14 protein-coding genes are annotated in these 12,035 nt (G+C 44.1%); 7 read left to right on the top strand and 7 right to left on the bottom strand.

Annotated elements, in window-relative coordinates; all coding sequences use genetic code 11:
- Window positions 1–604 precede the first annotated feature (604 nt).
- Together EO93_RS17640 and EO93_RS13900 are read left to right on the top strand one after the other, a co-directional pair.
- Entirely contained in the window at window positions 605–745 is a 141-nt protein-coding gene (locus EO93_RS17640; protein ID WP_156161333.1) for a hypothetical protein, read from the top strand.
- Window positions 746–868: 123 nt separating this feature from the next.
- Window positions 869–1,327: an Hsp20/alpha crystallin family protein gene (locus tag EO93_RS13900; RefSeq protein WP_048163132.1), complete on the top strand. Its 459-nt coding sequence runs from the start codon at window positions 869–871 to the stop codon at window positions 1,325–1,327.
- 311 nt (window positions 1,328–1,638) lie between these two features.
- Here the strand turns inward: EO93_RS13900 and EO93_RS13895 are convergent, their stop codons facing one another.
- The 3 genes from EO93_RS13895 to EO93_RS13885 all read right to left on the bottom strand — a co-directional run bounded on the left by EO93_RS13895 (window position 1,639) and on the right by EO93_RS13885 (window position 5,308).
- Window positions 1,639–2,880 carry an MFS transporter gene (locus tag EO93_RS13895; RefSeq protein WP_048163131.1) on the bottom strand — a complete coding sequence of 414 codons (1,242 nt, stop codon included), beginning with the start codon at window positions 2,878–2,880 and terminating at the stop codon, window positions 1,639–1,641.
- Window positions 2,881–3,060: 180 nt separating this feature from the next.
- Window positions 3,061–3,660 carry a TIGR00296 family protein gene (locus tag EO93_RS13890; RefSeq protein ID WP_048132457.1) on the bottom strand — a complete coding sequence of 200 codons (600 nt, stop codon included), beginning with the start codon at window positions 3,658–3,660 and terminating at the stop codon, window positions 3,061–3,063.
- A gap of 397 nt (window positions 3,661–4,057) precedes the next feature.
- Window positions 4,058–5,308, bottom strand: a complete 1,251-nt coding sequence (locus EO93_RS13885) for a phosphoglycerate kinase (RefSeq protein WP_048163130.1) — start codon at window positions 5,306–5,308, stop codon at window positions 4,058–4,060.
- Between the two features lie 349 nt (window positions 5,309–5,657).
- Between EO93_RS13885 and EO93_RS13880 the strand changes: the two genes are divergently transcribed.
- The 5 genes from EO93_RS13880 (at window position 5,658) to EO93_RS13860 (ending at window position 8,518) form a co-directional block, all read left to right on the top strand.
- Window positions 5,658–6,251, top strand: a complete 594-nt coding sequence (locus EO93_RS13880; protein WP_048132460.1) for a uracil-DNA glycosylase family protein — start codon at window positions 5,658–5,660, stop codon at window positions 6,249–6,251.
- A gap of 196 nt (window positions 6,252–6,447) precedes the next feature.
- On the top strand, window positions 6,448–6,744 hold the full coding sequence (locus tag EO93_RS13875) for an Hsp20/alpha crystallin family protein (protein WP_048132462.1): 297 nt from the start codon (window positions 6,448–6,450) through the stop codon (window positions 6,742–6,744).
- Window positions 6,745–6,824: 80 nt separating this feature from the next.
- Window positions 6,825–7,019 carry a ferredoxin family protein gene (locus EO93_RS13870; RefSeq protein ID WP_048163129.1) on the top strand — a complete coding sequence of 65 codons (195 nt, stop codon included), beginning with the start codon at window positions 6,825–6,827 and terminating at the stop codon, window positions 7,017–7,019.
- Window positions 7,020–7,048: 29 nt separating this feature from the next.
- Window positions 7,049–7,243, top strand: coding sequence for a ferredoxin family protein (locus EO93_RS13865; RefSeq protein ID WP_048138373.1), 195 nt, complete (start codon window positions 7,049–7,051; stop codon window positions 7,241–7,243).
- A gap of 258 nt (window positions 7,244–7,501) precedes the next feature.
- Entirely contained in the window at window positions 7,502–8,518 is a 1,017-nt protein-coding gene (locus EO93_RS13860) for a sodium:calcium antiporter (protein ID WP_048163128.1), read from the top strand.
- Here the strand turns inward: EO93_RS13860 and EO93_RS17030 are convergent.
- From EO93_RS17030 to EO93_RS13850, 4 genes are all read right to left on the bottom strand, one after another.
- The gene (locus EO93_RS17030) at window positions 8,399–8,923 is read right to left on the bottom strand and encodes a transcriptional regulator (RefSeq protein WP_082105920.1); all 525 of its coding nucleotides are present in this window, start codon (window positions 8,921–8,923) and stop codon (window positions 8,399–8,401) included. The genes EO93_RS13860 and EO93_RS17030 overlap by 120 nt on opposite strands.
- Window positions 8,924–9,594: 671 nt before the next feature.
- Window positions 9,595–10,026, bottom strand: coding sequence for a HEAT repeat domain-containing protein (locus tag EO93_RS18300; RefSeq protein ID WP_235284278.1), 432 nt, complete (start codon window positions 10,024–10,026; stop codon window positions 9,595–9,597).
- Complete coding sequence (locus EO93_RS18010) at window positions 9,954–10,637, bottom strand: HEAT repeat domain-containing protein (protein WP_235284276.1); 684 nt, start codon at window positions 10,635–10,637, stop codon at window positions 9,954–9,956. The genes EO93_RS18300 and EO93_RS18010 overlap by 73 nt, the downstream gene beginning before the upstream one ends.
- Before the next feature lie 409 nt (window positions 10,638–11,046).
- The gene (locus EO93_RS13850) at window positions 11,047–11,799 is read right to left on the bottom strand and encodes an acetate--CoA ligase family protein (protein WP_048132472.1); all 753 of its coding nucleotides are present in this window, start codon (window positions 11,797–11,799) and stop codon (window positions 11,047–11,049) included.
- Between the last annotated feature and the right edge of the window lie 236 nt (window positions 11,800–12,035).

Here is a 12,035-nt window from a genome sequence, read left to right as displayed (position 1 = left end):
GATTTTATGGGTAAGCATATGATTGCCTGCAGCTTGTTTCTATTTGGAGAATTTCCATTACCTGAAAATTCATACGCCTACCTGAAAATAAGATGTTTACCTAAGAATTAGGTCATTTACCCAGAAAATACCCTGGAACAAAAGCCTTTAATTTTCACGGTTTGCAATCTGCCGTTAATTTCCTGAACAGTCAACTGCAAACGATTTTTTTAGATGGGTTAACAATACGACGCAAGATGTTGAAAATAACTGCTTACCCTAAAAGTTGACCTGATACCTTAAAAATACCCCCAATACCCGAAAAATACCCCTCATACCCAGCAAATAACTGTTTTTTGGCTATTTTATAGGCAAAGCCCAAGTGAACGAAAAATATAAATATAATGAGTACTAACTAAAGGATAGTAACTGAGCAATAATATCCACCCTACAGTAACTTCAACATATTAACTGTAGGACAAGACCATCAGTTACCCTCTCAAAGACCTGTAAACAGAGACCTGAGAACAGACAAAAGGTGAACCTGTATCACCTTTAAAAACGGATTTATTCCCTTCGCGAGAAAGAGGATGAGAACCTGAAACTCTCATCTATCCTGAGAGACATGGACAGAGCGAACAAAACAAAAACTCCACTCTCAAATTTCCACCCCTGGCAGGGTTTCCACGTCTTTCAGGCAGCTTCCTGCGAAGAAAGGATAGGAAAACTGTTCAACACCTCCAGAACCACTTACAGATCAAGCTGAAGGTCATCAGCCAACTGAAATAAGATATTAAATAAGAAATACACAAAACAGGGAAATCTGAAAAGAGACCAGCAGAACTGGGATCTGAAGATAACCTGGAGTCAAGTAAGGAGGAATTTGTACATGAAACTGCCAGTAAAGAGACCATCCCGTGACGTGTACAGCTGGGACCCGTTTGATGAGATAAGAAGAATGCAGGAACATATGGAACAGATGTTAAGAACTTTTCCTGCACTGGAAAACAGATACGTAAGCGAGACCTTATCCCCACTGACCGATGTGGCAGAAGAAGATGACAGGGTAATTGTTACAACAGACCTGCCGGGCACTGACAGAGAAAATGTCGAGCTGAGCCTGAGGGACAACTTCCTTGTAATCAGTGCAGCGAAAGGGAAAGAAGAGGAAACAGAAAAAGAAGGCTACCTCAGAAAAGAGCGGTCTTTCATGCGCTACTACCGTGAAATTCCTCTTCCGGAAGGCGTAACCGAAGAAGGGGCAACTGCCCAGCTCAAAAACGGCGTCTTAACAGTTAACCTGCCAAAAACAAAATCCGTGACCGGAAGAAGAATTCAGATTGAATAAACCTCAGATTGAATAAACCGGTAAAACGGATTCTGTTCAGAGCTCCCATATCCTGAAGTTAGCCTGAAAAACTAAAAAGGTAACCTCCATCTTTCAAAACTGTCTATAAGAAAGAACCTGCGGGCGGACTGATGCATACAACTCGATTCATATAAGCCTGCAGGTTCCATAAAAACGAAAAATTAAGAATCATCCATAAGTTAAGAATCAGCCTTTTTTAAAACTGTGTCAAACTGTGTCAAACTGTGTCAAACTGTGTTAAACTGTTTCTAAAACTTTATTCAAACAATTATTTAAATAACCCCGGATTTTTATCCGGGGTGTCCTTCTTTTACAGGTTCTTTTGCAGGCTCTTCTACTTTTTTGATTACCAAAAAACCAGCCAGGAGCATAAGCAGGGCGCAGGCGTAAAAGGGTGTTACAAAAGTCACATATCCTGCAAGGAAGCCTCCGAAGATAGGGCCGAAAGCCATTCCTGCTGCCTGGGCAGTTGTTATGATGCTGAGCCTTGAGCTTAAAGAAGAGCCGTCCGAGAGATCGGCTGCAAGCGCCATTGCAGGCGTGTCTATTGAAGCTACAAGCAGCCCCTGAAAAGCCCGGAAAAAGATGAGCTGGTTTATGCTTGTTATATAGCCCATCCCGACAACCAGCGGGACACTCAGGAAAAGGCCGCCAACGATAAGTTTTTTCCTGCCAATCCTATCCGAGAGGCTGCCGAGAGGAGCCTGGAAAAGCAGCCTTGCGAAAATGTAGGCTGAAACCGCAACTCCCAGGGAAAGCTCGGATGCTTCGAGCCTGATCTCGTATTCAGGGATAAGGGCAACTACCATCATTATCCCAACCATCATCATTAGCATGGCGCCTGCAAGGGAATAAACTGAAGCATAGCTTTTTTTGCCGCTTTTGTTTTCGGAAACCGGTTCAGGAGAGCCTCTGGTTTCTTTTACGAAAAAGGTCACAAGAACCAGGCTTACCAATCCAAGCAGGGCACAGGAGTAAAATCCGGCATCAAAACCCCAGTATCTGGCTATTGCTCCCCCAACAACAGGCCCGAGCCCGAAGCCGACCCCTCTGATGGTTGTATAGACTCCTACGGCTTTTCCCCGGGTCTCAGAGGTCGAGATATGCGTAACCATTGCGATAACCGCAGGTATGGTCGCCCCTACGGTAATCCCCTGCAGCAGCCGGATAAAGAGCAATTGCTCATAGCTTGTTACCTGCGAGTAAAAGAAAGAAAAGAAGGTATACCCTATCAGCCCGAAGAGGATGAAAGGCCTCCTGCAGTTAAGCCTGTCCGAGAGCCTGCCCATAAGGGGCTGCGTAAGGGCGCTGAAAAGCCCGAAAACCGTCATTACAAGCCCTGCCCTGGCAACAAGGGGAAGCCCGGAAAAAAAGGATACCCCAAGGTCAGAGATATATAAAGGAATCAGAGCAACCAGCATCCCGGACCCCAGGTCTTCGCAAAACCGGGACAGAGAGAGAACATAGAGCTCAGGATTAATATTACCGGAACATTCCGGAAACGAATTTTTCTGCAGGTTACAGGTATTCATGTTTGCTCAACTTAACTTAAAAGTGAGTTATATCCAAAAAATAAAAAAGATCTTACAATATAAAACGATGTTGAAATCGTTTTACTCGGACGTGATAAAGAAAATATGAAAATGAGTAGTAAATAACGGTGGACACCCAGCCTTGTATGGGTCTCAAAAATGAGGAGGCTCTCAGAAGCCTCAAAACTTCTCCTCTATGACTTCGCCTCCAGGTTCCGTTTCCTTGAAGATCTGCCCCTCGAAACGATATACCTCTGCTCCTTTAACCCAGGCATCCGGAGAAAGGCCGGCTTTCATGCAGGTATGGCTCAGGAAGTCGATAGGATCCATATTGTTCTCAGGAGCGACCTGAGGAAGCAGCAGCCCCTGATAGTAGCCCTGTTTCACGATGAGCCCGTGCTTGCCGATCTCCACATTATCCGGGAGGTCCTTTGGAGCTACATTGATCTTTTCAGGTTGAGTCAGTATCGTAACCTCAACGACTATGCTGTCCAGCTCCTCCTTCTCGACCGGGGGAAAGCGCGGGTCCCGGGTTGCCGCAGAGACTGCGGAGTCCAGAATTGCTTCCTTAAGGCTTGAGTCAGGATAAGGATGTCCTATACAGCCCCTTAAAAGCCCATCTTCCGTCAGTGTGACAAAAACGCCCCGATTCTCCCCAAAGACCGGAGAAAGATCAATGCCTGACTCCTGCGGCCCGGGAAGCCTGCCCTCCGATAAAAAGGTTTCAATTGTTTTTCTTGCAAGCTTGACTGCGGCCCTACCTTCTGTTTCTGTAAGCATGCTTGAACCAACACCTGTAAACTGCGTTTAACCTGTTAATTATGCGTTTAAGCTGTGAATACCAGCCAGTAATGTCAACCACTGGTTAGTATGATGGTATGTATGGAAACTGGTATAACAGTATGTTATTGGAACTGATTAAAGTACATTTCCGGCATTGTATGGAGTCCTGAAAAGGGAAAGATAATGAAAAAAGGGATTGGAAAATAAATTGAAGGAAGAATGGAAAAAATTGGAAAAATAATGAAAACAGGATTGGAAAAAAATTGAAAGAAGAATGAGAAAAAAGCAAAATAAGAATGAAAGATAATTAATGAAAAGAAAAATAAGAAAATTCCGACAGAGAATGGCAGACAGAAATCCTTTCTTACTGCCGGAACTCGCAGGAAACAAAACCTTAAAAATTTTTAGCTTCCTGATATTTATTGTAGGCAGCCTTCAGAGCCTCGACTCCGGGCAGCTTTTCCCCTGCAAGATAATCGATGCAGGCTCCTCCACCTGTGCTGATATGTGAGAAGCGGTGTTCCAGACCGAGGTGTGAAACTTCAACCGAGATGTGTCCCCCACCAATGATTGAGAAATCGGATTTAACAGCAGCTTTTATAATTTCATGGGTCCCGAGGGCAAAAGCATCGACCTCGGAAACTCCTGCAGGGCCATTTAAGACAACGGTTTTGGCGTTCTGAATTTCATTTGTGAACTCCACAATAGTTTCGAGCCCTATATCGTTAATGGGCAGAGAATTGGAGTTAAGCTCAGAGATATGAACTTCGACGCGTTTCTTGTCATCGTTTAAGGCTACATCCTTCGGAAGGCCAATCCGGTCTTCGAACTTCGCAAGCAAGCCTCTCGCCTTTTCAATCTGGTCTTCATAGCCCTGAGATTTGATGAAATCCATATTTGCTTTTCCGATGTTTACTCCTGAAGCAGCAAGCCCAACATTTGCAACCACTCCGGTAAGAAGCACTCTGTCAGCCCCTCCATTTGTGAGAACGTTTTCAGTCACTCTAAGGGAGTCGTCCACTTTTGCCCCACCCAGCACGAAAACACTTGGCCGTTCCCCTCCTTTGACCCCTCTGTCCAGAGACGTAAGCTCTTTTTCCATTACTCTGCCAGCTCCTGATGGAAGGACTTCGGTAAATCCGACAACGGAGAGATGGGACCTGTGGGATACTGCAAATGCATCATTCAGGAAAATATCGACAAAAGGTGACAGTTTTTTAACCATATAGGTATTGGCCTGTTCTGCGGTCGTTCTTTCAAGACTTTCTTCCGAATAAAACCGGACGTTTTCGAGCATTATAACGTCCCCATTTTCCATAGAGGCAATCTGGGTTTTTGCAAATGTCCCGAAAATGTCATCCACGTAAGTAACTTGCCTGCCAAGATATCTGGACAGCAGGTGAGCGTGAGGTTTCATCGTAGTGAAATCTTTTTTTCCGGGCCTGCTCTGGTGCGCAAGCAGAACAACTTTTGCACTTTCAAGGTCTTTCAAGGTCGCAATATGGCTCCGGATCCTCATATCATCCAGAATGTGGCCCTGGGTGTCCATAGGAGAGTTCATGTCGACCCTTACAAGAATCGTCTTTCCGCTTATGTCAAAATCATCGATCGTAAGAAAGTTTCTGGAAGTCATTACCCTCAGCACACCTTTGTAAACAAAATTTTATATAGATAGGAGAATAAAACTTAAAATATAATATTGTAGAAAATTTTATTCATTCAGTATTGGTTATCTTTGTCATGGAATTTTTTCCATAAATAAGTTTGTTCCCGTTCACGCCTCAAGAGATGTGTCTCAAGAGACGGGCCTCAAGAGATGTATTACTATTTTTATATGAAAAACAAGAAAAAAGGCAATTAATTCAAGAGAAAAAAACAATTATTACCAGAGGAAAAGGCAGCTAACACCGGAAGAAAAAAGATATTGATTAAGTACCGGTTTCAGGAAAAAGCTGTACTCTCAGGATAACAGGAAAAACGAAGGAGACAAAGTTATGGCAGCAGAGGAAGAAGACTGTGGGAATTTTGAAGAGAGAGTTCGAAAACTGGTGGAAGCCGGGTATGCCGCTATTGGCAGGGAAATAACCGCCTGTACACGATGCCAGCTCCATAAAAATGCAATCAAAAGAGTAATAGGAAAGGGGTCCTGCAATCCGAAAGTACTCTTCATAGGAGAGGCACCGGGAAAAAACGAGAATGAAACCGGGATTCCATTCTGCGGAAGGGCAGGAAAAAAGCTGGATAAAATGATAGAATACATGGGGCTTACTGAAACGGACTGGACGGTGGTAAATACTGTCAAATGCCGCCCTCCGGAAAACAGAAACCCAACGGCGAGTGAAATAGAATGCTGCAAACCCTTCCTTGCTGCCCAGATAACCCTGCTTGACCCCGAGATCATAATTCTCCTCGGCAACACAGCTGAGAAGTCCTACTGCCCCGAAAGAAAACTGGAATGGGGGGTCCCTGTAGAACACGAAGGAAGAATGATCCTGAAACTCTACCACCCTGCAGCGCTGATTTACACGGCTTCGAAAATAGAAGTTCAGAGGGCTTTTATAGATAAAAACAGGGATCTGTGGCAGTAAAAAAGACAGAAACTTACGAATATTCAGCCAGGGAAAACAGCCAGGGAAAACGGCCAGGGAAAATGGCCCTCGGAGAAATAATTAAGAATTGGGCTTCAGGAAACTGAGGTGCCATTTTTTAATTCATAAATTATAAATAAAACGATCCAGCTATTATTATTTGGACTTTTTATATAATACATGAGGAGGGGGGAGTATGTCAATGGTGAAAATGTCACCGGATGTGTTTTCATGTTCAGATGACCAGGGAAACCTGGACATCGAAATTGATCTGCCGGGAGTCAAGAAAGAGAGCATCGAATTGAAGATGGTTGAGGACGGCTTTTTCATAAGAGCAAAAAGAGAAGAGACCGGAGTTGAATACGCCGGAACTTACGCATTCTGCTGCGGGATTGTCCCTGAAAAAGCTGTTGCAAAGTATCTTAACGGCAAACTGTATGTGACAGTACCTTATAGGGAAGCCGTAGAAACAGTGGATATCAAAATTCAGTGAAAAACTGAAGAGTAATAAGGTTAACGCCAGCACTGGAAGTTGAAATGCCTTATTTCAGGGACTGATAAGATGGAGGAAAGATGTATCCAGTAATTGATTATAACAAATGTACCGGAGCTCTTGCTTGCTATGAAGTTTGTCCTGCGGAAGTTTTTGATATTGAAATGATAGATGAAGTAAAAAAGGCAGTAGTAGCCAGCAAGGAAAATTGCATAGAGTGCGAGCAGTGTGTGGAAGCCTGTCCGGCAGATGCTATCGAACTTGTTGAGGGCTGAGTTCAAATCCCAAAAAGGTGGTGAAAAGAGTGTATCCAAGAATTGACTACGACAAATGTGTAGGCTCACTCGAATGCTATGATGTCTGCCCTGTGGACGTGTTTGATGCGAAAGAGACAGAAGAAGGAAAAAGAGCAGTAGTGGCGCGTCCTGAGGACTGCATAGAGTGCGAACAGTGTATACAGGTCTGCCCAACCGACGCAATAGAGCTGGTAGAGGATTAAAAAGATTTGGGGAAGTTTAAGAAGGTTTGGAGAAGTAAGGCCTGAATTATAATCGTAAAACATCAGCATGGATCTTTACCCAAAAATTGGATAAAAAATCCATGAAAAGTGAATTAAAAAAATCTTCCATAAAATTTCTTTTTTGTTTTTAGGAATAAGCGGAGTTGCAAAAACCCTACAGCCATCGATTTTAAAGTTCTGTTATTTACCAGGATCTACATTTTAAGGCTCTTTTGAAATGCGGAGAAGGAAAAAGGAATGGAGCTGTCTGCTGCAATAATTCTCTTTGTTATCTTTACTGCCGTAATAGGTATTGCAGGAATCCGGCTCAGTAGAACCGCAGACCAGTTTGCAGACCTTACGGGATTTGGGGAAGCTGTGGTAGGAGGAGTGCTCATAGGGAGCATTAATTCCCTTGCAGGAACCATAACCTCAATCACGGCTGCCTATCAGAACCACCCCGAGCTTGCGGTCAGCAATGCACTTGGGGGCATCCTTGCCCAGACAACTTTTCTTGCTCTTGCCGACATCAGCTACAAAAAAGCAAATCTTGAGCATGCAGCTGCCTCCTATACCAACCTGATGCACGGCACTCTTCTCATAATCATGCTTTCCTTTATTTTTCTGGTAACGTTTTCTCCTGAATTTTCGGTAATGGGGACCAATCCCGCTTCTATTCTCATGATAATCGGGTATACTGCTGGAGTACGTATGATCTGGAAAGCAAAGAGGAGAGCCATGTGGATTCCGAAAAGTACGGCATCAACAGTTGAAGACCTGGTTCTGTATGTGGAAGATGAGAACCTGAACAAAAAAAGCGTTGCAATAAAGTTTTTTATACTGGCAGCAATTGTAGCCTTTTCGGGATATGTGGTGGCAGAGACCGGAATAGTAATTGCTGCAGAAACAAAGCTTTCCGAGACCATTGTAGGAGGGCTTTTTACCGGAGTAGCCACCGCGCTTCCCGAACTCATTGTTACTCTTACGGCAGTCAGGCAGGGGGCCCTGACCCTGGCAGTGAGCAATATCGTAGGAGGGAATACCTTTGATGCGCTCTGTGTGGCTTTTTCGGATATCGCCTATCTAAACGGCTCCATATACCATGTGCTTGCCAGGAGCCAGATGTTCATAATCGCCATGACCCTGATGCAAGTTTCAATCCTGGTCATGGGCCTCCTTGACAGGGAAAAGCACGGCATAGCGGGTATAGGCTGGGAGAGCTTCCTGATCATTGTGCTTTTTGTCGGAGGATACGCACTCATCATTTATTCCTGAGCCCTCCGAAAGGGCAACTGCCTGGCCAAAAAGATTTGCCCGGCAGTTTTCCAGAGTTTTTTCCAGACTATCCAGGACTAAAGGGTCTCTATCTCTATTTGCCCGCGGCACCAGCAAAACTGGCTGCTCCGCCGGGGCATAGATTTTAACTTCACGGCCTTTACAGCTCCATTTTACCTGCCTGACCTTTATCAGGCCAACCTTTTCCAGCACGGCAAGGTTGTATGTCAGTGTATTCAGGCGGAGCCCAAGTTCTGATGCAAGTTCGCCTGCAGACATCTGTTTTTTCTGAAGCTGTTTAAGGATTTGCATAGGAAGGGTCCTTGAAAGAGTCCTTGCAAGCAGAGACACCTCGTCCGGCAGCGACAGGACAGGTACGGGAACTAAATCCTCAGTTATCTCCAAACCTTTCGACCTCCTTTCCAGTTCCCTGAAGCAAATAACTCAAAAACCAAAGAACTCAAAAGCATTATAATCTCCTTATTCTTATTCCTTCTCTTATTTCCCGACTTATTCTGGAGCTTCAGGCCCTCACAGATCTCCCAGAGCCCGAACATCTGCAACCCTTACAATTAAAATGTTCATTTGTACCAGTTATTGCATTCATAATCGGTAGCGACAACGTTACAAATAGTGGTCCCATTGCTAACATTATCTGCTGCACTTGCGGTTCCTGATGCAACTGAATTAAGACAGCAAGAGCAGCCAGTGAAACTGCTGTATATTTCTTCATTTTGTTCATTCCTCCGTATTATTTACAAAAAATTTCAGATTTTGTCGGGATTTTCAAATATCTAGCATAGCTTCCGCTAACAGTTGACTGCTAACGATCAAAAACCTGGAATTTTTAAGTTATCTCTCCAGAACCCCAAACTTTTGGAAATATTGCTAGACTAATATAAACGTGAAGTAAGGAAACTGTTTGCCTGTTTCTTTATATTCAGTGGTATTTGATGTGTATTTGATGTGTATTTGATGTGTATTTGAGGTATTTTTGGGATTGATTTTATCTTGAAATGATTTCGCTCCGAAACTTGCTTCGTGTTATTCATATTTTCATAATCCAAACAATCAAATCAAGAAGAAGAGGAGACATTCGCCTCCCCACCTCCCTCTATTTTTCCGAGTGCTTCCTCTGCGGCAGTCCTCACGTATCCATATTCTTCCATATCCGTGCTGATCCGGCGCAAACCTTCGATAGCTTCAGGCCCTCCAAGTTCTCCTAAAGCATTAACCTGCGAATTTCTAACTTCTGCCTCTCTTTCGGTTTCAAGAGCATTGAGAATGGGATCAACAGCTCTCCGATCTCCAAATATTCCAAGACTATATGCAGCACTTTGCCTGACTCTATAGTATTTATCCCCAAGCAAAGAAATCAAAGGATCGACTGCTCGAGGGTCTCCTATTTCTATAAGTGAGTGGACAATTTCTACTCTTACAAACCTGTTCTCATCCTCAATGACAGCAATAAGAGCGTCAGCAGCCTCAGGATCTTTGTATCTCCCCAGGGCATCGATAGCAACAAGTTGTAGAGTCGGATCTTCAGCCTGAAGGAATGTTGCAATAAAGGGTATGGCTTTTTACTTCCAATGTCTCCAAGGGAGTAGGCAGCGGCTTTCTGCACCTCGAGCTCATCATCCCCAAGCAAATCAATCAGTGGTTGCTCTATCCGGGAAACTTCTTCAGGTTCATTAAAAAAGCCCAGGGCAGTAGCAGCTTTCTTTTCATCTCCTTCAAGGGCCCGCAAAAGAACATCCGTAGGGTCAATGTTAGCCCTGGCAGGCTGGAATTCTTCGCCTGAGGCATTCTCAAGGGAGACTTTTAAAATCTTCTCCGGTGCTTCCTCTGCTGTGATATTGAGAGCTTTTACCTGTGCCACAGAGTCCGTTACGGAAAAAACAGAGTTCTGAACCCCCAGGGACGGCAGAACCTGAGCCAGCGCCAGCCCTCCCAAAAATCCGGAAAAAAGGAGAATATACGCTTCTTTTACAGTATATACATACGGAATATCCACAACCTTGAACGTGTCCCCTTCCAGCTGGATCACCACCGGTGAGTCTTCAAGCAGGAGGTTGATGGCGACAGTGCTCGAAAGAAGCAGGATACCCACAGCCAGCATGAATCTTTTCCGTTCCCGAGTAATACTACCACCTCATTTACTACCTTCACTATGTACGAAACAAATGTTATAATTTTAGTTTGACCTGAACCCGAGACGTCTCATAATTCTGAAACCACCGGCAGATGATAACGAAAATTAATTTGAGATGGCATATTAAAAAATAAGAGGATCTGCCGTGCAGGGGACAGAGAATAGGCTGAAATAGTAAATGAATGGGGCAAAGAACCAGGCAAATAGGCCAGATGAAAATACAGGTAAATGAATAGAACCGAAAAACAGGCATGTTATGGAGAGATTAAGAAGAAAATAAAGAGAAAAAAGACTGCTCCTGAAAAAAGTAATCAATTCCATCCTTTTTTCTTCAAACTACCAGTTTATTTCAAAGTAGAATTTTTCCTTCAAAGTGTTAATTTTTCTTCAACTTAAGCCTCATATCCACAGCCAGGGCTCCCTTTCCCTCTTCCAAAACCATCAGGGGGTTAATCTCAAATTCCTCGATTTCCGGAAAATCGCAGACAAGCCTTGAAACTCTTAAAATGGTATCTACCAGAGCATCAATATCCGAAGGCTTTGCGCCCCGGGCTCCGGTAAGGAGAGGATAGGTTTTGATTTCGGTGACCATCTCCCTGGCTTCATCTTCATTCACCGGGGCAATGGCAAACCTTACGTCCTTGAGGATTTCCACATAAACGCCGCCAAGCCCGAACATCAACATGGGTCCAAAGGTCGGATCACGGATCATCCCGATAATTACTTCTTTTCCTCCGGAGAGCATTTGCTGCAGCTGGACACCTTCAAGAAATGCATCCGGCCTTTTCTTCGGGATGCTTTCAATCATTTCCCGGTAGGCAGCCCTCACCTCATCTCCGTTTTGCAGGGAGAGCCTGATCCCTCCGACATCAGATTTATGGGAAATCTGCGGAGAGATGACCTTCAGTACAAGAGGATAACCTATCTCCTCTGCAGCTTTAATGGCTTCCTCTTCAGTCTGTACAAAAGCGGTTTTCACTGTAGAGATGCCATAAGCTTTCAGGATGCCGAAGGATTCAATGCCCAGTGTATGTTGACCTTTTTCTCTGGCACCCTCAAGAATTCCAGCTGCTGTAGCCCTGTCTGTCCCGGGCTCAGGAGAGATGAGATCTACCTGCTTCATAATCATATGACATCTTCAGGACAGTTATAATTGTAGGTTTATGCTCAAAATATTTGATAGTACAATGTATACCAGCTGTATGAAGAGTTTTTGAGGTTAGCTTAAAGGGAGATTATTTTAATCGTATCAAGAAAAATCTATATTTACAAGGATGTGAACTACCACTCAGCTAAAGACTGAGTGGCTTCTTGGTTCATTCCTCCCTCTATTGAGGGCAAGTCCCCAAGCTCTTCCCCGCGTTC

Origin of the sequence: Methanosarcina sp. 1.H.A.2.2 (assembly GCF_000979975.1) — an archaeon.
GTDB lineage: Archaea > Halobacteriota > Methanosarcinia > Methanosarcinales > Methanosarcinaceae > Methanosarcina.
The sequence above is the reverse complement of the archived record's forward strand: the minus strand, read 5'-3'. Positions and strand labels throughout refer to the sequence as shown.